Source organism: Chryseobacterium sp. BIGb0232 (assembly GCF_024810195.1).
Lineage (GTDB): Bacteria > Bacteroidota > Bacteroidia > Flavobacteriales > Weeksellaceae > Chryseobacterium > Chryseobacterium pennae.
In genome coordinates, this window is sequence record NZ_JANUEH010000016.1 from 79,678 (window position 1) to 101,364 (window position 21,687).

Sequence of the window (21,687 nt, forward strand, 5' to 3'; positions counted from 1 at the left end):
TAAATTTATAAAGGAACTGCGTTCAGCATTAGATGATGCAGATCCGTATTTTTAATGTAAGGCTGTAAAAGCTGGCTTCCAGGTCCAAAGGTCGCTACTTCTACATAGTCTCCTGAGTGGTCCATACTGATCCAGCCTACAGAATTCCGACTTTTCTGAATTTCTGAATACAGTTTGAACGGTAGTTTTTTATAATTATAAAGCCCTTCTTCTTTTTCAAGCCCATTGTAAAAACTTTGCAAATGTTTGGCTTCATCATTACTTAAAACAAGCTTATTAGCTTCAAATATCCAGTCTTTGATATCTTTAGCAGAATGATCTTTATGAATTTTATTCAGAATGTATTCATTGGTATATTGATAGTTTGAAATACTATTGAAATTTTTAGTGGTATCAGTGCCATAAATGGTTCCGGGATTGGCATTCCCATGATCTGTAGTGATAATCACTAAGGTATTTCCATCTTTTTCAGCAAAATCCATCACGGTTTTCACAGCTTCGTCAAATGCCAGCTGATCATGAATCAATGCGGCTATATCATTGGCATGAGCAGCCCAGTCTACTTTCCCACCTTCTATCTGAAGAACAAAGCCTCCCGGATGTTCTTTCATCTGATCAATTGCTGCTGCTGTCATTTCTGCTAAACTGGGAGTTTTCCCAAATTCAGAAAGATTAGCTTTGTCAATGCTGTAGGGTAAAGCTCCTGTATTGAAGATTCCTAGTATCTTCTCTTCTTTTTTTATTGTTTTCAGATCTGTATGATTTTTCAGAATCTGATAATTCTTTTTTTTATAGACAGAATAAAGATCTTTCTGATCCTCTCTTTTTGAGGGATTGAAAAACTCATCCCCTCCTCCCATCAGAACATCTATTTCCAGTTCTGCATACATTTCGGCAATCTGAGGTTCTGCATTTCTTTTGGCGGAATTGATACAGAATCCCGCAGGAGTAGCATGAGTAACTGTAACAGTAGTAACGCAACCAACTTTTTTCCCTGCTTTTTTATATTTCTGCCATATGGGAATATGTTTTTCTCCATTAGCACCGATATTTAATACCCCGTTTTGTACTCTTATTCCTCCTCCAAAAGCTGAACTTGCAGCAGCAGAATCTGTTACAATCGAATTGGCAGAGGCTGTATCCATTAAGGCTCTTGAAACTTTCTTCTCACGATATAAACTGAGCCAATGGCTTTCTTTGCCTAAAATATTTCTGGAATACAAATCTGCCATAGAAAGAGTTCCCAAGCTCATTCCATCACTGATCATGAATATTATATTCTTTGCTTTTCCGGTCCCGGATGGTTCAGTATTCCTTTTGGAACTCCAAAGTTCAGAGGGTGACAGGGATAATAACCCTGAAAGCAGTGCAGAACCTTTTAGAAATTTTCTTCTATCCATATATTGTATCAATAAAGCCCTAAATTAGGATATATTTTTATTTAATGAAACTTAGTTGCGTTAATTAAAAGTTAATTTTATATCTGTTCAGGAAATGGATCTTCAAAATCTGCTTTCCGGTCAAATAAATCTTTTTCATCATCATTGATCAGGCAATCCGTGAGGTCCTGCAAGATCTGTTCTTTGTTAAGATCTTGCCCAATGAAAACCAACTCATTCATTCTATCTCCCCAGTTTTTATCCCATCTGCTTTCAATAAATGCTTGATTTTCTATAAAAGAAGTATATTGCACCCTGTGGTTCAAAGGCATGCTACTCCACCAAACTCCTGCTTTCTCCAGGCGAAATGAGCCTCCTGCCTGAGAAAAATTCAGTGCATCATCAGGTCTGGATGCCAGCCAAAAAAGTCCTTTAGCTCTTAATATGCCTTCAGGATAATGATTGAGATATTTCCAAAGTCTCTCAGGATGAAAAGGTCTTTTATCTCTAAATACCAGAGAACCTATTCCATATTCTTCCGTTTCGGGAGTGTGGTGGCCGGATTGTAATTCTTTTTGCCAGCCTGCTGAGGATTGTGCCTGATCAAAATCAAATAATCCTGTATTCAAAATATGTTTTGGATCAATTTGACCGAATTCTGATTCCAGAATATCCGCTTCAGGATTTAGCTTTTTAATTGCAGATTTCAAGAATCCGAGAGTATCCGGATAAATCAAGTCTGTTTTATTCAAAATAATAACATTGGCAAACTCTATCTGGTCAGTAAGAAGGTTAACAATCGTACGGTAATCCCCATCAATATCAGTAAGACTGCGATCCATTAATCGTTCATTAGAGGAAAAATCTTTCATGAAATTAAAACCGTCCACTACAGTTACCATAGTGTCTACATAGCTGAAGCGGGAGAGATCAATTCCACTTTCTTCATCAATATAGGTAAAGGTTTGGGCTACCGGAATGGGTTCACTGATTCCTGTACTTTCAATCAAAAGATAATCGAAACGGTTTTCATAGGCTAGACGTTCCACTTCTATCATAAGATCTTCTCTTAATGTACAGCAGATACATCCATTACTCATTTCTACCAGCTTTTCTTCTGTTCTTGAAAGAGTGTTTTGATTTTCAACCAGTCTGGCATCAATATTAACCTCACTCATATCATTGACAATAACTGCCACTTTTAATCCTTGCTTATTATGCAAAATATGATTGAGTAATGTTGTTTTTCCAGCGCCTAAAAAACCACTGAGAACCGTTACAGGGAGTTTTTTATTCATGTTTTCCTAATGTTTATGTTTTTTTAAATTGATAAAATGTGCTGTAATCAGCCCCGCAGCTCCTGCATAGATCAATGGCAGATGAATTTCAAATATAAAATCAGTTAATATTGAAACAGCAATTAACCCGATTGAACCCCAGAATAAAATTGACAGCCAATGATTGGTCATATGCCTTGTTTGTCTGTATACCACAAAGGTTCCAATCAAAAGAAATGTAAGGTCGATATACGGATTATGTGATATTCCCAAAGGAATGATAAGCAATAAAGGGAAAACAATACAATGAATCAGGCATAAAACTGCGGCTGAGATTCCTACTGCATCAAGAAATTTAGACTTCATAAAAGATTAGGATTTGAATTTGTTATTGTAACTTTGTTGCAAATGTAAATATAAAAACCTAAATAACGCAACTTTGTTGCATTAAAATATGAAACAAGTCAGAAATACGCATGCCAAAACTGAAATCTTAAACCTTATTAATGCTTCTGAGGTGGCATTGAGCCATTCCGATATTCAAAAGCATCTAGGTGATTTGTGTAATAGAGTTACGATTTACAGGGTTTTGGAACGCCTTGAAAATGAAGGTGCTATTCACAGGATTGTCAATGTGGATGGTGTGGTTAATTTTGCAAAATGCATTGGGAAGTGTACTCATGAACAGCATTTTCATAACCATGTACATTTTAACTGTAAAAAATGTCATTCTGTGACGTGTATTGAAAACGCGATCCCGGAAATTAGCTTACCGGAGTATTTTATTGCTGAGGAATATAATTTTATCATCAGTGGAGTATGTCCAAAATGTACGATGGAAGCATAAATAAATTCCAGATACAGATTTTAATTTCTTCTGTATGCAGAAGGGGTTATGCTGGTGTATCTTTTGAAAAACCGACAAAATAGTGACGGTTCAGTAAAATTTAATATATCAGTAATTTCCATTACTGACAGATTGGTAGTTTTCAATAAAGATTTGGCTTGTGCTATAACCGCTTCATTGATCCAGACCAGGATAGACTTCCCTGTCTGTTTACGTATTATTGTAGTCAGGTATTTACTGGTGAGATGCATTTTCTGTGCATAAAAGGAAACACTTCTTTCTTCTTTATGATGGCGGTATAATAAATCAAAAAAAATAACTGTTAACTCTGTTGCTCTTGTATACCTTTGACCCTGTTCACCATTAGTATTATATACATCTTTTACTTCTGCCAAAAGAGCTAACAACAGGAATTGAAGTATATCTGTCTTACTCCTGCTTTCTTCTCTATGATAATGCGTAGAAATACTCGTATGATGTTGTCTAAAGATCTCAAAACCTTCATTATTTAACCTGAGACATGGTATTTGCCTTACTTCGTGAAAAAACAGGTAGTTACTCGAAAGAGAATCTTTGGAAATAAAATCCAGATCGAAAAAAATAGTGTCTATATGCAAATCTTCTGATATCTCTATCGGTTCCATCATAGAACCGGGAAGAACAACCATCAGCATATTGGGTTCCAATAGTCTTTTCTGAAAATTTATTTTCAGTTCTGCCCTCCCTTTTACACAGATGGCGCAGATAAAACCATTCACAGTATGCGGATAATTTGTTAATCCCTTTCGTACAGAATCTTCTGCTCTGTTTACGACAATTCCTTCTACATTCTGTAATCCTATTTTCTCAGACACATAAGATATACTGTAACTTTCAACATCTCTCACGCTTTCCATGCTATAAATTAAATTTCAGGTAAAGAAGATATTTATTTTCCAATAAAACAAACGTATTGCACATTTATTCTTCTTCCGGGATAATATGCTTCGATCACCGATCCACTTACTTTGCATCAGCTTTAATAATTAATAAAGATTGAGTTATGAAGAAAACAAAAATGGAAATACCATTGCCTTTATCATTGAAAGAGCGTGATCGTCGTTGGGATATTGCACGCATTATCATGAGAAAAAATGAACTGGACACTCTGATTATTTACGGAGACAGAGAATCTGCGGCACCTGCCCCGTTTTCTATTGATCATTATTTTACTAATGACAGACTTGGGTCTGTTGTGATATTTCACAAGGAAGAAAAGCCAATTGTTGTCACTTTTGCTTCAATGATGGTCGCTGACCATATGCAGGCTTCCCTTCGTGGAGATCAGCAATGGATTGAGCCTGAACAAATCTATGTTGGTAAAACTGGGGCCAGTATTGGAAATATCCTTAAAGAAAAAGGACTTTCAAATACACCTAAGATTGGAATAATCGGTTTAGAGCCTTATCCACCCTTCTATTTTGACGGAGCGCTCCCCCATCGTACATGGAAAGGTATCATGGAAGCCTTTCCAAATGCTGAAATAAAGCCCGTTTATATGGATTTTTTCAAACTGACTGCTCCAAAAAGTGATGAAGAACTGGCTTTAATCAGATATGCTGCCCACATTGGGGAAGCAATGAGTGAAGCAATGCGGATGACTGTTAAACCCGGAGTAAGTGAAGCTGAAGTAGCAGCTGCTATTACTTCAACCTGTATTTCAATGGGAGGGTTTACGGCTGAAATATTAATGGGATCAGGGCCTGAATATATTGGATGGGGGCCGCCTGCCTGGCAATATCGGTCACAGGCTCCTCGAATCATTAAAGAAGGAGACATTGTTTTATCTGAGATCTTTGCGCTGTATGGGATGTATGAAACTCAGCATCAGGCAGCAGTGGCAGTTGGAGATATTCATCCAAATCTTGAGCGTGCAGCCCTTGTCGCCAGTGCGTGTTATGAAGCAGGAGTTGATGTTTTGAAATCGGGAAAAACTTTTGGAGAAGTTGTAGATGTCATGGAAAAACCACTTTTAGAAGCTGGCGGATGGCATGTACATCCTTTGATTCATAGTATAAATCCTTATGGTCCGATTGGATTTGGGACTGCTCCGGGGATAGAAATATTGCCACAAGCTGCCCGATATGGAAATGTGGGAAGACTTCCCAATCCTGGCAGAGATTTAGTCCTACAGGAAGGAATGTGCTTTGCTTTTGAACCCAATTGTGCTTTTGGAAATCATCTTGCGAATATTGGAGGAACTGTAATTGTGGGGAGAGACAGAGGGATTGAGCTCAATACCAACTCTACTCATCTAATGAGGGCAGAATATTAATAAAAACAGTAAGAGGAAAACCGTTTTCTAAAAAATAGTCCTTCCGGCTGGAAGGATTATTTCTATACAATTAGAGTGGTCACAAATGTACAAATAGAATAATTAGTGCATTCGTGGCAAAAAATATCGTGTTCATATGGACATAAAAAAGCCTCTTTAAAGTTGTTTTAAAGAGGCTTTATTTTTGTTGATATCTGTTATAAAGGAGATATGTACACTTCTATTTTAGTTCCGTCATAATTAAAAGTTCCATCAGAATTGATCTTTCCAAGAACCCATTTCATATCTACCGGAACAGACCATGCAGAACCTAATGAAAATCCATTAACGGATCTGATTTCATTGCCGTTTCCTGTGGTAATGGCTGAATGAAACCAGGTCTTATCAATAGGTCTGTAGAAACCAATGGCCTTCCCTTTAGCTATAGGTGAATATCCATCCCATTTTTTTCCTCCGGAATAGTTGAAGGTTTCTAGCCATTTCTGACCTGCCGATCCTGCCAACTGATCCGGACTGATGCTGGCTCCTCTCATATACAGGGCATAAGCAACCACATCGTGGCATACTCCATTACTGTATTTTGAAATGTTTTCTGCTCCTGAAAGAACAGCATGAGCGACGGGGGCTCTTTCGGATAAAGATAGCTGAGCCTTCCTTGCTCCTTCTGGTGTTACTGACATATTATTGTGATTTGTTTGGTTAGCGTAAAGATAAGCTTTTTTAAATTAATTGAAAATTAAGTATTGAAAATGAATGAATTATAGTAGAAACAGAAAATGGCCAATTGATACTTTTCAATTTTAATTTTTGTAACTTTTAATGTATATATCTGACATATTGCATATTAAAGCTCAATTCTATGCTCAGGATTTCATTGATATATAGTTTGATAACCCTAGTTTTTTTCTCCTGTAAAGAAAAGTCAGAAAAAGATATTGTTCTTGACTATTATAAACAAGGAAAATTTAATGGGACCGTTCTTATTGTTAAAGAAGGAAAGGTTGTTTGCGATACAGCGTTGGGCTATAAACAATTTGAAGACAAAAGTAGGGTAACGAAAAATACACCATTCTATATAGCTTCCATTACCAAATCTTTTACTGCTGTTGGGATTATGCTGTTGCAGCAGGAAAACTTATTGTCTTATGATGATAAGGCCAGTCTGTATAGTAAAGATCTCCCAGGCTATGCACAGAATGTAACTATACGACAATTACTGAATCATACGTCAGGTTTGGCAGATTATGAAAATGTTTTGATTTTAAATAAAGGTAAAATCACCAATCAGGATGTCTTAAACTTTCTGAAAAAACAACCAGAGTTGCGGTTTCCTTCAGGAAGCCAATTTGAATACAGTAATAGTGGTTATATTGTACTGGGAGAGATTATTGCTGCAATATCAAAACAATCCTATGGCCAATTTATTCAAGATAAAATACTTACTCCTTTGAAGATGAAAAATTCGTTTATTTATGATGCTGAAACGATTCCCAATGCTAAAATGGCAAAGGGTTATGACATGAATAAAAAGCCTGACGATTATTTTCTTCTCACTCTAGGGGATGGCAGCCTCTATTCTACTCCATCGGATCTATACAAATTTGACAGGGCTTTAAGTAAGCGTCAGTTATTGAACCTTGAAAATTCTAAGCTTATGTATGAATTACCCATTCTAAAAGATGGAAAACCCAGTGAATATGGTTTTGGCTGGTTTGTTTCAGGTCATCAGGCCATGCATACAGGTGGTGTGAATGGTTTCAGATGCATAGTCTGGAGAGATCTGAAAACTAATTCTTGTATTATTGCATTAACTAATCAAGGTGATGCTTTCCCGGTTTATGAATTCCTGGATGCTGAAAAAAAAGTATTGCAAATGGATAACTAAAATAAGTATTGTTATTTCAATTTCATGAACTAACTTTTATTTTTTCCAGCCTATTATCTAAATGATATTTTTAACTTAGTGCTTATAATCAATTTATTTAGACACACTTCATGAAACATCCAATTATATCAATTATTGCTTTATTATTTTCAATTGTAGTGTTCGGACAGAATCAGAAACCTGGGGATGAATATCGTGAAGCAAGAGAAATCATCAAAGATCTTGATTCTATAGTAAGTCCGAACGGAATTCAGGAAAGATATAAAGCTACTATTGGTGGTGCCAAGCAATGGGTGTATGTTCGTGGACAGAATAAAGAGAATCCTGTGATTTTATTTGTACACGGTGGTCCGGCCTCTCCTATGGCTCCGGTGATGTGGATGTTTCAGAGACCTGTTGAAGAATATTTCACGGTGGTGAATTATGACCAGAGAGCATCCGGTAAGACCTATAATGCTAATGATACGCTGAGTCTGAAGAATACAATTAATATTAATCAATATGTAGATGATGCTATAGAACTTGCTGAATTGATTAAAGAAAAGTATAAAAAGAAAAAAGTCCTTCTTATAGGGCATAGCTGGGGAACAATAATCTCTATGAAGGCTGCACTGAAGAGACCGGATCTGTTCTATGCCTATGTAGGAATTGGGCAGATTATTAATACCAGAGATAATGAACGCTTGAGTGTAGACTTTGCAGTAAAAGAAGCCACCCGAATGAAAAATGACACTGCTTTAAAGGAACTTGCTTCAATAGCACCTTATCCCGGAAATACTCCAATTACCCGTCAGAGAATTATTATTGCAAGAAAATGGCCTCAATATTATGGTGGTTTAACTGCCTACAGAAACAATTCCAGGTATTTTTTTCAGGCTCCGCTCTTATCCCCGGAATATTCATATAATGATGCAGAAGCTATTGGAAAAGGAAGTTTATTTACCCTTTCAAAAGTGCTTTCTGAGTTTCTTGATACAGATTTTAAGAGTGTTAAAACATTTCCGATTCCGGTTTTCATGTTAATGGGCAGGCATGATTATACCACTCCATCAGAACCTACAGCTCAATGGCTTAAGAATGTAAAAGCTCCTTTTAAAAAAGGAATATGGTTTGAAAATTCAGCCCATCTGATTCCTTTTGAAGAACCTGGAAAAATGTTGGTCACTTTATTGAATGATGTTCAGCCTGTCTGTAAATAACAGAATGGTTATACTTCAAGTTGGAAAAGCCCCATCGTAGCATTATGATAATGATCCGGACGGCCTTCTGTATCAGTCATTTTCTTGTCCCCCAGATAGGTGAATCCACATTTTACATAGTAATCCGTTAATCTCTGATTACCTGCTGTAGTGTCCATCCTTACGTATAATTTGTTGTGCTTGGGAGCAAACTGTTTTGCCCATTCCACAATCTGTTCTACAAATTTCTGTCCGCGAAAGTTAGGATTGGTGGCAATTCTGTGTATATAGATGGCAGGATCATCATTTTTCTCCTCCCAAACCTGATGATCATCGAAAGTAATACTCCAGACACAGGCTACCTGTTCATCTACTGTAATTTTAAAATGTCGGTTTTCCCTGATTTCAGTTTCGATCATGTTCTGATCAAATTCCGGCCATTGTACACCGGATACAGTTTTCTTAAAATCAGAAGCCATTTTGTATAAACCAAGGACCGCTTCAATATCCTGCAAAGAAGTATTCACTATCATTATTCCTGTTATGGGACGAAGATACGGAAAATGCATGGCAATCTTTCCTTATTGTTATTCAGAATGGGTATAAATACCGTTTGATTGCGAATGTTACGTTGGGAAACGTAAATAAAAATACTATTTTTATCGGCCCAAAAGAAAAAAACAAATATGCCGACTGATGCTTCTCATAAGCTGATTCCGATGACTACTTTCGTGCTTGAATATTATGCCCACGAAGGATATGCTGACCTTCAGACATTAAGTTTGATGAATAATTATGCTAATTTTTTAAAGAAATCTCTTACATTGGGAATGTTTGTTCCTATAGATCCCAACGGAAATGTACTGAAGGAACCTAAAAATTACACTTCATGGAAATCGCTGGAGCATAATGACAATGATGATGAGAGAACAGATATGGCAGGCTTTGAGGAGTACGGTGAGTATCAGAAAGCAGAACGCAACTGTATGTTCGAGGGCTTCAGAGTAGATTATAACGGATATTCTAAAGTAAGAATTGTGGCTTCTTATGATACCTCCATCGAATTATCATTCAATAAAAACGATTTGATCCCTGCAGGTTTCAATGATGTGGAATCACTTACTGTTTTTGATGACATCTTTTTGACTTTTAACGCATTGAAGGTAATTGGAATAAAGGATAGAAAATAAATAATTTTTCTTACTAATACTTATTCTTGAAATCGAAGATTCGACGGAGTCAAACAAAAATATTCATAATTTCAAGACTGGAAATCAGTTAACTCCAAATTATTTTCAATAACCACATTTATCATATTGATAAAATGCCACAGCTATAAAAAACCTTTATCCAATCTTGATAAAGGTTTTTTACTTAAATTATTTTATCTTACACATTCACCGGAACGGCATTGATATCCTGATGGACACATCCCATTGATACAAGGACCTGCAATATCCGGATAACATTTTTCATCTGCCCTGCAGTGGGAATTGGGTGGGCATAAACTAATAAGGTTTCCGATACAGATTCCCACCGGAAGAGGTAAATTAATCTCAATACCAATTTCCCCGGCAATGTTTTTTAACGTTTTTCTGTTTAATTTTTTCATGTTTTAGCTTTAAAGTTATTGTTTGATGAAATTGTAACTCAATCAAAGGTAATTATACTTCCAGGGAAGTCATACCGTAGTTTTACTGAATTTGAATGGCTTGGAGATGGAAGCTGGAGGCTGGAAGTTACTATCCAACTTACTATATCTGAAAGTATCTCAAACAAATAATTGCAGAAGGAATAGAACAAGACTATCATTGCATTTCGGGCTTTAAGAACTTCCCTCTTCCAGCTTCAGGCTTCTGACTTTAAAGAATAGCTTGGAGATGGAAGCTGGAGGCTGGAAGTTACTATCCAACTTACTATATCTGAAAGTATCCTAAACAAATAATGACAGAAAGAATAAATAAGACTATCATTGCATTTCGGGCTTTAAGAACTTCCCTCTTCCGGCTTCAGACTTCCTGACTTTAAAGAATGGCTTGGAGATGGAAGCTGGAGGTTGGAAGTTACTATCCAACTTACTACCTCTGAAAGTATCTCAAACAAATAATTGCAGAAGGAATATAACAAGACTATCATTGCATTTCGGGCTTTAAGAACTTCCCTCTCCCAGCTTCAGGCTTCCTGACTTTAAAGAATGGCTTGGAGATGGAAGCTGGAAGTTACTATCCAACTTACTACCTCTGAAAGTATCCTAAACAAATAATGACAGAAAGAATAAACAAGACTATCATTGCATTTCGGGCTTTAAGAACTTCCCTCTCCCAGCTTCAGGCTTCCTGACTTTAAAGAATGGCTTGGAGATGGAAGCTGGAGGCTGGAAGTTACTATTCAACTTACTATCTCTGAAAGTATCTCAAACAAATAATGACAGAAAGAATAAACAAGACTATCATTGCATTTCGGGCTTTAAAAACTTCCCTCTTCCGGCTTCAGACTTCCTGACTTTAAAGAATGGCTTGGAGATGGAAGCTGGAAGTTACTATCCAACTTACTGTATCCTAAACAAATAATGACAGAAAGAATAAACAAGACTATCATTGCATTTCGGGCTTTAAAAACTTCCCTCTCCCAGCTTCAGGCTTCCTGACTTTAAAGAATGGCTTGGAGATGGAAGCTGGAGGCTGGAAGTTACTATCCAACTTACTACCTCTGAAAGTATCCTAAACAAATAATGACAGAAAGAATAAACAAGACTATCATTGCATTTCGGGCTTTAAAAACTTCCCTCTTCCATCTTCAGGCTTCCCTCTTTTAAAGAAACGTTTTGACAATTGTTACCAGACTCATCAGGATAACGACTACTCCTACCACGGCAAACATCTTCTTTGTAGGAAGTCTGGACGTAAGCATGGCGGAAAACGGAGCGGTAAAAACACCACCCAACAGAAGGCCCAACACAATATTCCAGTGATGAATCCCAATGGTGAAGATAAAGGTGATAGCACTCGTAACTGTCAATAAAAATTTAGCAACCGTTGAACTTCCCACCACATAACGGGGAATTCTTCCTTCCTTAATTAATGTTCCGGTGACTAAAGGTCCCCAGCCGCCACCTGCAAAGGAATCAATGAAGCCTCCCACTAATCCTAATACTCTGAGATTAGTTCTTCTTTTGGCTTTAACACGATTTTTATTTTTGTCTTTAAAGGCATTTCTCAAAATATTTGATCCTAAATACAAGGTGTAGCAGGCAATGATCGGCTTAACGATATGGGCATAATGTTCTCCATAATGAGATAAAGTTAATGCACCGATGATAGATCCCACTATAGCTAAAGGAAATAACACCCAAACCATTTTTTTATTGACATTTCCCAATTTGTAATGGCTGAATCCTCCGGCTGCGGTTGTAAAAGACTCTGCTGAATGAATACTTGCGCTTACAACAGGTGGCGGAACGTTCAATAGCAGTAATATGGTGGTACAGATAACACCATATCCCATTCCCATTGATCCGGCAACAATTTCAGCCATAAAACCGGCAAACAGCATCCAGTAAAAGATATGACCATCTTTGCTGAGAAACGTCTGAATGTCATCAGAAAGATCAAACTGATAGACCACAAGACCAAAGATTCCGAAAAGAAGCATAACCCCTATGATCGCCAGATAGATATTGGCCTTTCTCTGGGCAATTTTAGTAATGCTGATGAGCTTTTCAATTTCCAGATCAGGTTTTGAAGGAGATAACTTTCCATCAGACAGATATTGGGTGGTAATCTTGTTCAGTTCGGTGACTTTATGGTTAAAATCTCCTTTTAATTGATTACGGATATTCTGCATATTATCAAGAACAAGATCCATTTCGTCAGGAATGGTTTCTGTGAATGTCTCTCTGAGCCTTTTGGCGATGGTGGGAGATTTTCCATTGGTTGAAATTGCGATTTTAAGGCTTCCTTTTTTTACAATAGAACCTAAATAGAAATCACATAGATCCGGTTTGTCTGCAATATTAACCAATACATTTTTCTGATGGGCATCTTCACGGATCTGCGCTGCTAATTCAATATCATTAACGGCAATAATCGCCAGATCAGTATCATTAAAATCATCATTGGTATAAGCCCTTTCGTATAATTTTATATTGGAAAATTTATTCTGTAAGGCTCTGACTTCAGGGGAGATTTCCTTTGCTACTAATCTTATAGAGGTTTCAGGAGAATTACCTAATACTGACTCCAGCTTTTCCAGGGCAATTTTTCCGCCACCAATGATAAGTAACGATAAGGTTTCAAGTTTTAAAAAAACGGGATATAAAGAATTGCTCATCTTGATTACAGTTTTAAGTCATACGTAAAAGCGAGATAATATAAACCTCCGATTTCAGGGCCTGCTGCATATTGGAAGTAACGTCTGTTCAGTAAATTCGTTGCTCCAATTTTTACATTGGCATGAATTTCAGGAATCTTCCATGTAGCCTGGGCATCGATGGTATAGTAAGCGGGAATTTTTCCTGAAGCTAAAGGACTTTCCCAATCAAAACCAGTCTGCCATCTTGCTACAAGCGTAAATCCGATATTCCTGATAATCTCTCTGTTTCCCACACTTACATTCACCATCCATTTGGGGGTATTGAATGCTGTAATAAACAGGTCCGAAGTATTATTGGAAGCCAGGTCGTTATAAGATACATTGGCATTGACGTTGTAATTTTTAATCACATTATACCGGATCCCAAAGGAGGTTCCATAGCTTTTGTAAGTACTGTTGCTATTGGTGTATACTCTGTATCGGTCCTGTTTGCTTCTGTCAAGCATCGCCAAAACGGCTGCATTGCTTCCTACCTGGCTGCTTTTAGGAACGGCTACTTCTACCTGTCCAAGAAATCCTTCATAAATATTATAGTAAAAATCCCAGTCCAGAGCTAGTTTGTTATTAAAGAATACCGATTTATACCCTATTTCAAATGAATTGATCTTTTCCGGTTGTAATTTCTGCAGGTTGGCAACGGCTAAGAGCTGCTGATTATCCTGTGCAGCCTGGCTTTGACTTTTTCCACCATCCACATCGGCATTTACAGCAGAAGTAAACCTATCTATAGAAGCCAGAGTATAAGAGTTTTCCAGATAACCTAAACCATCATTCACCTTTGAAAGCCCGCCTACTCTTCTTACATTTCCGTTATTCACGAAAGAAAGAGCTTCAAATAAGGATGGAAAACGGTATCCGTTTTGAAAAGATGCTCTGAAATTATGCTGTTTAACAGGAGAGTACACAATACTTATTCTTGGATTTAGCTTAGCTTCAAATTCAGGGTTTCTGTCGATGCGGAGTGCAGCATTAATTTTTAATTTATCATCAAAGAAAAGCTTGGTAATTTGTGCGAAGGCTCCATATTTCTGATAGACAACATCCTTACCGAAAGTTCCATTGGATAAAGGGATATTTCTTTCTGTAACAGCTCTGTCGAAATCTACAAAGTTGTTTCCATCAGGCGTTATGCTGTACAAACGGTAATCAATTCCTGCAAGAAGGTTGAAAATCTTTACAAATCTGCTGAAATCATAGGTTAATTCACCCTGGTAAAATCTGGATTTCTGTTCCAGTTTGGCTCCCCCTGTTGCAGGGGCTCCTGCAATTCCTGCATTGGCAGAATCCCAGTTGTTAATTCCGATGATGGTATTTTTTAACTGATCAAAGGCTGCTGTTCCGGGAGTGACTCTATTTTTATCAGCCTCATGACGGGCAAGAATAAGAGCTTCATTTAAGTTGGTTCCTGCATTGAGATTATTTTGAAGAGCAGTCTGGAAGATACTTTTCCAATTGTTATTAGACAGATTCGTAAGATCAAGGTTATCAGCCAAAGGTTTCAGGTTATAAGAATCTCCCGTATTTTCTATGGATACATAGGCTCTGAATGTAAGTTCTTTTCCGGTAAGTTCTACTTTGTGGTTCTGAACGGTAGCATTTTGTAAACGGATTTTGTTTCCTCTTTGAAAAATTCCGTCAAGCAATCCGTAACGATACACGTAAGATGCTTTCCACTGATCACCAAAACGATAGTATAGTCCGGCATCAAATTTTATATTCTTTACTTCCGGGCTTACCAGGTCTTTTTCCAGATATCCGGTTCTGGAAACATTGAATGTGGTGGGTTTTCCGTTATAATCTACTTTTACTGCTACCCTGTTGTTTCTTTCATCACCGTATTTGTTCCAAAGGTCTTCTGCCGGATTATTCGGTAAAGAAAAATTAGGATTGGCGGTAATCAGTGAATTAGGGTTCTGATCGGTTTGATTGTTTGAAATCCAGTCTGTTCCGGTAAAATAAGAAGCATTCACTTTAACGGCAAAGTTTTTATGGAATACTTTGGCAAATCTTATGGCACTTTCCCCCAGAGAACTTATTTTGTGATTGAAATTATCTACATGATTCACTCCGCCACGAAAATACACACTTACTCCTTCAGAGGTAAACGGATCCTTTGTTTGTAAACTGGCCAGCCCATTGATGGCATTCATTCCGTACAATGCGGAAGCAGCTCCCGGAGTGACTTCCATGGATTGTATATCCAATTCTGTAGGACCAATTGCATTTCCCAACGGAACTCCTAATGTCGCAGACTGTACATCTACTCCATCTACCAGCTGCATAAATCTGAAGTTATTGGGAGAATTGAATCCTCTGGAATTAGGAATTTTCAACGTAAGGCTGGAGGTTAAGAGCTGGAGACCTTTTACATTTTCCAGGGTTTCATAAAAAGATGCTGCCGGACTTTCGCGGATTGTTTTAATATCAATCTTTTCAATCGCGATTGGAGACCTTAGTATTTTTTCCGGAATACGGGATGCAGAAATTACTACATCATCAATAATGGTATTCTGAGGATTGAGCCCGATGGTAAGTTTGTTGGAAAGCGAAAGAATCTCTACGGTCTGACTGGAAAAACCATCTTTATTGATTGTCAGCCGGAAAGGAATGGTTACCCTTGTTCTTATTTTAAAATTTCCTAGTTGATCGGTTGATGCGGTATCCTGCGTATTTTCAACCTGTACTTTTACAGCATCAATTCCTTTCTGGGTCCCAGTATTTCTGATGATTCCGCTTAATTCTATAAGCTGCTGTGCTTCTGCCAGGTTACAGAATAAAAATGTAAATACTATAACTCCTGTTTTAGGCAGAAAATATCCCTGTCTTTTGTTTTTCATTGTTCTTCTATTTTAGATGGATAAGAATGGAGCTGTTTGAAATTTTTATTTTTAACCACAAAAAGCACAAAAGTTTTGATACTTAAATTGTTTTTAAGGTAAAAAGCTTTGCGTATAAAAACTACATAAACCAAAATTGATAAGAGTATTAAGATGATCTTAGTTTTAAGTGGTGCTTATCTTTGATTTATCTTAAAACCTTAACTTCTCTTAATGGTTATTTAAATGGTAATTTTAGACCTTCTGTGGTTTCAATAGCATTTAAAACAGTCTGTATATATTGTTATTATTGAAAAATCAACAACACATACACATTCGTTCACCTAGAAGAAATGGTTGATTTTTTTTTAGTTTTTTCTGATCATAAAAAAGGCTAGTCATATTTTCAGTTTAAGGTTTGTAAGTAACGGTATGAAAAGTCACCAAATGTTTCTTCTGTATGTTTTTCATTTACATAGATTCTGAAAAGTTCATCCAGAGTGGTTAGAATTTCTTCTTCTGCAATATTTTCTCTGTATTTTGTATTCAGACGCATTCCCAATCGATCACCGCCGATATGAAGGTTGTATTTCCCATATGCTGTTCCTACAAATCCGATTTCAGCATTGGGAGAACGTCCGCATCCGTTAGGGCATCCGGTCATTCTGATGGTAATATCATCTTCTAAAAGGCCATGCTTTTCAAGAATAGGTTCTATTTTGGTAACCAGAGATGGTAAATAACGCTGTGCTTCTGCTAAAGCCAGTGAACAGGTATTTAAGGCAACGCATGCTACAGAATTTTTACGCAGGGCACTCGCTTTTTCAGTAACTTCTGAAATTCCGTACTCTTGTAAAAGGCTTTCTATTTTTGCTTTATCTTCTTCCTGAATATCGGCAATAATCAGGTTTTGGTTACAGGTAAATCTGAAATTGACATTAGCTGTTTGAGCGATTTTTAATAATCCGGATTTTAAAGGATAGCCTTCAATATCAAGGACTCTTCCATGTTCTACGAAAACGGTGTAAAACCATTTTCCTTCATGATTTTGCGTCCAGCCATAGCGGTCTTTTCTTTGTTCAAACTTAAATGCTCTGGCAGGTTCAAAACTGAATCCGGTTCTTTTTTCTACCTCTGCTCTGTACTGATCGATACCAAGCTTATCAATAGTATATTTTAACCTTGAAAGCTTTCTGTCACTTCTGTTTCCGAAATCACGCTGTACAGTGATAATTTCATAAACAGCTTGTAAAGCTTTTTCCTCAGAGTCTACAAAACCAAGAACAGAGGCAAGGCGTGCATAAGTTGCTTCATTCCCATGCGTTGCTCCCAATCCACCACCTGCTGCGATATTATATCCTACGATCTCATTGTTTTCAATAATAGCAATCAAGGCAACATCATTAATAAATACATCTACATCATTATTGGGTGGAACGGCAATTCCGATCTTTAGTTTTCTGGGAAGGTATCTGTCCTGATATAATGGATCTTCTTCTGTTTTTCTGTCTACAATTAATTCATCATCAATCCAGATATCATAATAGGATTTTGTTTTCGGAAGACACATTTCACTGATTTTGCCTGCCAGTTCATACGTCTGTTGATGCAATGGAGACTCTGATGGGTTAGCTGTACAGGTTACATTTCTGTTTACGTCACCACAAGCCGCAATAGAATCAAGATGATTCAGATTAAAACTCTGAATGGTTGGTCTTAAGTGAGATTTTAAAATACCGTGCAACTGAAGGGTCTGGCGGGTAGTTATTTTGATGGTTCCCGTAGAATGGTCACTGGCAATATCATTCACTCCGATCCATTGATCTGAAGTTAAAAATCCGCCAGGCAGCCTTAGTCTTATCATGTAAGAATACAGCCATTCCAGTTTTTTGGAAACCCGTTCTTCCCTTCTGTCTCTGTCATCCTGCTGGTACATTCCATGGAACTTGATTAAGGTCTGATCATCTTCTCTTATAGCTCCGGTAAAATCATCTGCAAGGCTTTCGTTTAATGTTCCTCTGAGTCCGTTGCTTTGGGTTTTAATTCTTTCTACAGGGGAAAGATTGTCTTTATGGCTCATAATTGTTTTCTTTTAAGGGTGTAGGTACTTTTTTAATAAACGTCTTTAGCATATCGGCCATTGAGTTCCATCTCCTCCAGATAGTGAACGGCCTCTTCCTGACTGCGTTTTCCCTGATGCTGAATAATATTGAGCAGGGTGTTTTCTACATCACGGCTCATAGGTTCTTTGGTTCCGCATACATAGACTGAGGCTCCGTTTTCAAGCCAATAAAAGACTTCCTGTGCTTTTTGTTCCAGTTTGTGCTGAACATATACTTTTTCTGCAGTATCTCTTGAAAAAGCAAGATCCAGATGGGTTAAGCTTCCTGTTTTAAGGAAATCCTGAAGCTCAGCCTGATAAATAAAGTCTGATACAAAATTCCTGTCCCCAAAGAACAGCCAGTTTTTTCCTTCTGCTCCAGTGGCATCACGTTCCCAAAGGAATGATCTGAAAGGCGCAATTCCTGTTCCCGGTCCAATCATAATAACATCTTTATCCGGTTCTGGTAATCTGAAATGTCCGGCATCCTGAATATAGAATTCAACCTCTCCGCCTTCACTGAACTCGCTGAGATAACCGCTGCACAGACCGTTATGTTTCTGGTGGTCAATAAAGAATTCCGATCTGGCAACGGTAATATGAATCTCATTTTCGCCATGCGCTTCCGGAGAAGACGATATGGAATACAGACGTGGTGCCTGAGCCGTCAGAATCTGGATTACTTCTTCAAATTCTTCTGCATTTTTCACCGGATAAATCCTTAGTAAATCCAGAAAGCTTAAACGGACTTCCGGAATAGAATGTCCCGTAATTTTGGCATATTGAGCCACTACGGATTTAAGCAAATAGCTAATATTAAGATGCTTGTATAAAAGCTCTTCTACACTATCTGTAACTTTTGTTGTTTCTATCTTTTTTTTAGGATCAATTCCTGTTACAGCAATAATTTCATCCACTACAGATTTTGAATTGAAAGGAATAATTCCCAAAGCAGCACCAGGCCGATAGCTTAAAGCTTCTTCTGTTTCTATTTCAATATGATAGGTTTCCTTTTCAGAAGTAATATCATTCAGATTAATTATGGCAGATACTTTTCCGAGATATTTTTTTCTTCCTGTTGAAGCTTTCTGAACGGGTGTATTTATAACACTGCTGGCAGAAGTTTTGTTCACCGCTTCAAAAACATGTTCAATCCAGTTTTGGGCATCCTGCTCGTAATCGATATCACATTTTTTTAATGGAATGATGCGCTGTGCTCCAAGAATTTCAAATCGGGAATCTACATCCTCACCTGTCTTGCAGAACAATGGGTAGCTGGTATCTCCTAATGCCAGAACTCCGAATTTCAGAGCGCTAAGATTGATCTCATTCTCATAAATATAATCATAGAATTTCTTGGCTAATACTGGCGGATCTCCTTCTCCCTGCGTACTGATGACCACAAAGAAGAACTCTTCTTTTGAAAGATCTTTGGGCTTGTATTGGGAAAGATCAGCTAATTTAACCTGAACCCCTTTCTTTTTTATGATTCCTGCAAGGGTTGTTGCCAACTTCTTACTGTTTCCGGTTTCTGTACCATAAGCCAGCGTGATCTTCTTTACTGTATTTTGTTCCGGAAAGGTTACCTGTAAAGGAGGCTGTACCCCAGTAAGAGGTGCTCCTGCTAATCCTGCTAGGTATCCGCTTGCCCAGATGGATTCATCTCTTGAAAAATCGCTGGAGATCTGTTTAAGAATATTTAATTTAGTTTCAGACAGCATATTCGAAGAAATTTTGAGTTTTTGGGACTAAGCTTCCGTTTTCAACCGATTTAAAATAAAGACCTTCCTGTTCTGCATTTTCCAGCCAGGAGAATTCTTCATGAAGATTTACCACCTTTCCAATCACTACCAATGATGGTGAGGCAAATGATTTATCTCCCAATGTTTCACTAAAGTTCTCAAAGGTGGAAGTATACACTTTTTGATAAGGCGTAGTAGCCTGTTCTATCACAGCGATCTTTTTTTCGTGGGAAACATTCAGTTCAATGAATTTATCAACAAGGCTGGTAAGATTGCCTTTAGACATATAGAACACAAGAGTATCCTGAGTACCAGCAAGGTCTTTCCAATATTCGTCTGTAAGAATTTCAGACTTATAATAGGTCAGAAAACGAACAGATGTTGAATATCCTCTTGCCGTTAAAGGCATTCCTGCATAGGCCGCAGCTCCTAAAGCAGCTGTAATTCCGGGAATAATCTCAAATGGGATATGATGTTCCTTCAAGGCTTGTAATTCATCCAGAATATTGGAGAAAATGGAAACATCTCCGCCTTTAAGCCTTACTACTGTTTTGTTCTGTAAAGCATAGTCTACCATTAAAGTATTGATAAGTGATTGAGGGGTAGACGCATTTTTGCTGCATTCCTTACCTACATAGATAAGCTCTGTATCTTTATTAAGGTAAGTTTCTAAAATTTCAGGACTTACCAGACGGTCGGCAAGAACAACGTCTGCCTTAGCAATGGCTTTTACTGCTTTTACTGTGATCAAATCAGGGTTGCCAGGCCCTGCACCGATAAGGTAAACCTTAGGTGATTTTATTGTTGTATTCATTGAAATCGGTGTTAGTTAAAGGATTTTAGAAGAGTCCTTCAATGGAAAGATACCTTTCTCCGGTATCGTAATTGATGGTAAGAATTTTAGCTCCAGTTTGTATTTCCGGTAATTGTTTTGCAATAGCAGCTAAGGCAGCTCCTGTGGAAATTCCCACAAAAAGCCCTTCTTTTTTAGCAGCATTAATGGCATATTCATACGCTTCATCCTTACCTACTGTAATAACTCCGTCTAAAAGAGTAATATCCAGAATAGATGGTACAAATCCGGCTCCTAAACCTTGTAAAGGATGTGGTGCAGGGCTTCCACCACTTAGTACAGGAGATAATTCCGGTTCTACTGCAATGACTTTAAGGTTAGGATAATGTTGTTTTAATGCCTGAGCAATCCCTGTGATATGTCCACCGGTTCCTACTCCTGTAATTACATAATCCAGACCATCTGGGAAGTCTTTTAAAATTTCCTGAGCCGTAGTTTCCACATGTACTTTTACGTTGGCAGGATTATCAAACTGTCTAGGGATCCATGAATTTGGGGTTTCTTCTGCTAATTCGTTAGCTTTTTCGATGGCCCCTTTCATTCCTTTTTCTCTTGGAGTAAGCACAAATTCAGCACCATAGGCTTCCATAATCTTACGGCGTTCTATACTCATACTGTCCGGCATTACCAGAATCAGTTTATATCCTTTTACAGCAGCCACCAATGCTAATCCTATTCCTGTGTTTCCACTGGTAGGCTCTATGATAACGCTGTCTTTATTCAATAATCCTTTAGCTTCTGCATCTTCAATCATTGCCAGAGCTATTCTGTCTTTAATGCTTCCACCGGGGTTGCTTTTTTCTAGTTTGATCCAGATTTCATGATCTGAATTGAATAAGTTATTGATCTTTACGACTGGTGTATTTCCAATGGTTTCTAGTGTGTTCTGAAATTTCATATCAATACAATTTTTTGTTTTTTCTG

19 protein-coding genes are annotated in these 21,687 nt (G+C 37.6%); 6 read left to right on the top strand and 13 right to left on the bottom strand.

Translation table 11 applies throughout. The annotated features are described in order from the left end of the window. Window positions 1–5 precede the first annotated feature (5 nt). From M2372_RS24315 to M2372_RS24325, 3 genes are all read right to left on the bottom strand, one after another. Window positions 6–1,400 (bottom strand): alkaline phosphatase, encoded by a 1,395-nt coding sequence (locus M2372_RS24315; RefSeq protein WP_123321663.1) that lies wholly within the window; start codon window positions 1,398–1,400, stop codon window positions 6–8. A gap of 77 nt (window positions 1,401–1,477) precedes the next feature. Next, the gene (locus M2372_RS24320) at window positions 1,478–2,677 is read right to left on the bottom strand and encodes a GTP-binding protein (RefSeq protein WP_123321664.1); all 1,200 of its coding nucleotides are present in this window, start codon (window positions 2,675–2,677) and stop codon (window positions 1,478–1,480) included. Window positions 2,678–2,683: 6 nt separating this feature from the next. Beyond that, entirely contained in the window at window positions 2,684–3,022 is a 339-nt protein-coding gene (locus M2372_RS24325; RefSeq protein ID WP_115971541.1) for a MerC domain-containing protein, read from the bottom strand. A gap of 88 nt (window positions 3,023–3,110) precedes the next feature. On the opposite strand from M2372_RS24325, the gene M2372_RS24330 reads away from it, so the two are divergent. Beyond that, a complete protein-coding gene (locus M2372_RS24330; RefSeq protein ID WP_123321665.1) occupies window positions 3,111–3,503 on the top strand; it encodes a Fur family transcriptional regulator in 393 nt (130 codons plus the stop codon). Window positions 3,504–3,523: 20 nt separating this feature from the next. Here the strand turns inward: M2372_RS24330 and M2372_RS24335 are convergent, their stop codons facing one another. Beyond that, entirely contained in the window at window positions 3,524–4,399 is an 876-nt protein-coding gene (locus M2372_RS24335) for an AraC family transcriptional regulator (RefSeq protein ID WP_123321666.1), read from the bottom strand. A gap of 146 nt (window positions 4,400–4,545) precedes the next feature. Here M2372_RS24335 and M2372_RS24340 point away from each other — a divergent pair, with 146 nt between their 5' ends. Next, complete coding sequence (locus M2372_RS24340; protein ID WP_228455811.1) at window positions 4,546–5,817, top strand: Xaa-Pro peptidase family protein; 1,272 nt, start codon at window positions 4,546–4,548, stop codon at window positions 5,815–5,817. Window positions 5,818–6,014: 197 nt separating this feature from the next. On the opposite strand, the gene M2372_RS24345 is transcribed toward M2372_RS24340, so the two are convergent. Next, on the bottom strand, window positions 6,015–6,497 hold the full coding sequence (locus M2372_RS24345) for a hypothetical protein (protein WP_115972929.1): 483 nt from the start codon (window positions 6,495–6,497) through the stop codon (window positions 6,015–6,017). 206 nt (window positions 6,498–6,703) lie between these two features. Here M2372_RS24345 and M2372_RS24350 point away from each other — a divergent pair, with 206 nt between their 5' ends. Beyond that, window positions 6,704–7,702, top strand: coding sequence for a serine hydrolase (locus tag M2372_RS24350; protein ID WP_228455812.1), 999 nt, complete (start codon window positions 6,704–6,706; stop codon window positions 7,700–7,702). A 110-nt stretch (window positions 7,703–7,812) separates the two neighbouring features. After that, window positions 7,813–8,901, top strand: coding sequence for an alpha/beta fold hydrolase (locus M2372_RS24355; RefSeq protein ID WP_123321668.1), 1,089 nt, complete (start codon window positions 7,813–7,815; stop codon window positions 8,899–8,901). Window positions 8,902–8,909: 8 nt separating this feature from the next. Here M2372_RS24355 and M2372_RS24360 read toward each other — a convergent pair whose 3' ends face one another. Beyond that, window positions 8,910–9,413 carry a GNAT family N-acetyltransferase gene (locus M2372_RS24360; RefSeq protein WP_123321669.1) on the bottom strand — a complete coding sequence of 168 codons (504 nt, stop codon included), beginning with the start codon at window positions 9,411–9,413 and terminating at the stop codon, window positions 8,910–8,912. Window positions 9,414–9,566: 153 nt separating this feature from the next. On the opposite strand from M2372_RS24360, the gene M2372_RS24365 reads away from it, so the two are divergent. After that, window positions 9,567–10,070 (top strand): hypothetical protein, encoded by a 504-nt coding sequence (locus M2372_RS24365; protein WP_123321670.1) that lies wholly within the window; start codon window positions 9,567–9,569, stop codon window positions 10,068–10,070. Between the two features lie 194 nt (window positions 10,071–10,264). Here the strand turns inward: M2372_RS24365 and M2372_RS24370 are convergent, their stop codons facing one another. After that, complete coding sequence (locus tag M2372_RS24370; protein WP_123321671.1) at window positions 10,265–10,492, bottom strand: hypothetical protein; 228 nt, start codon at window positions 10,490–10,492, stop codon at window positions 10,265–10,267. A gap of 748 nt (window positions 10,493–11,240) precedes the next feature. On the opposite strand from M2372_RS24370, the gene M2372_RS24375 reads away from it, so the two are divergent. After that, window positions 11,241–11,450, top strand: coding sequence for a hypothetical protein (locus M2372_RS24375; protein WP_123321672.1), 210 nt, complete (start codon window positions 11,241–11,243; stop codon window positions 11,448–11,450). A gap of 241 nt (window positions 11,451–11,691) precedes the next feature. Here the strand turns inward: M2372_RS24375 and M2372_RS24380 are convergent, their stop codons facing one another. From M2372_RS24380 to cysK, 6 genes are all read right to left on the bottom strand, one after another. Continuing rightward, a complete protein-coding gene (locus tag M2372_RS24380) occupies window positions 11,692–13,209 on the bottom strand; it encodes a TSUP family transporter (protein ID WP_123321673.1) in 1,518 nt (505 codons plus the stop codon). Between the two features lie 5 nt (window positions 13,210–13,214). Then, complete coding sequence (locus M2372_RS24385; RefSeq protein WP_123321674.1) at window positions 13,215–16,088, bottom strand: TonB-dependent receptor domain-containing protein; 2,874 nt, start codon at window positions 16,086–16,088, stop codon at window positions 13,215–13,217. Window positions 16,089–16,473: 385 nt separating this feature from the next. Continuing rightward, complete coding sequence (gene cysI / locus M2372_RS24390; RefSeq protein WP_123321675.1) at window positions 16,474–18,147, bottom strand: assimilatory sulfite reductase (NADPH) hemoprotein subunit; 1,674 nt, start codon at window positions 18,145–18,147, stop codon at window positions 16,474–16,476. Window positions 18,148–18,179: 32 nt separating this feature from the next. Continuing rightward, the gene (locus M2372_RS24395) at window positions 18,180–19,889 is read right to left on the bottom strand and encodes a sulfite reductase flavoprotein subunit alpha (RefSeq protein ID WP_123321676.1); all 1,710 of its coding nucleotides are present in this window, start codon (window positions 19,887–19,889) and stop codon (window positions 18,180–18,182) included. Continuing rightward, the gene (gene cobA, locus M2372_RS24400) at window positions 19,879–20,724 is read right to left on the bottom strand and encodes a uroporphyrinogen-III C-methyltransferase (RefSeq protein WP_115972919.1); all 846 of its coding nucleotides are present in this window, start codon (window positions 20,722–20,724) and stop codon (window positions 19,879–19,881) included. Before cobA ends, M2372_RS24395 begins: the two co-directional genes overlap by 11 nt. Before the next feature lie 25 nt (window positions 20,725–20,749). Then, complete coding sequence (gene cysK, locus M2372_RS24405; RefSeq protein ID WP_123321677.1) at window positions 20,750–21,661, bottom strand: cysteine synthase A; 912 nt, start codon at window positions 21,659–21,661, stop codon at window positions 20,750–20,752. Window positions 21,662–21,687 lie beyond the last annotated feature (26 nt).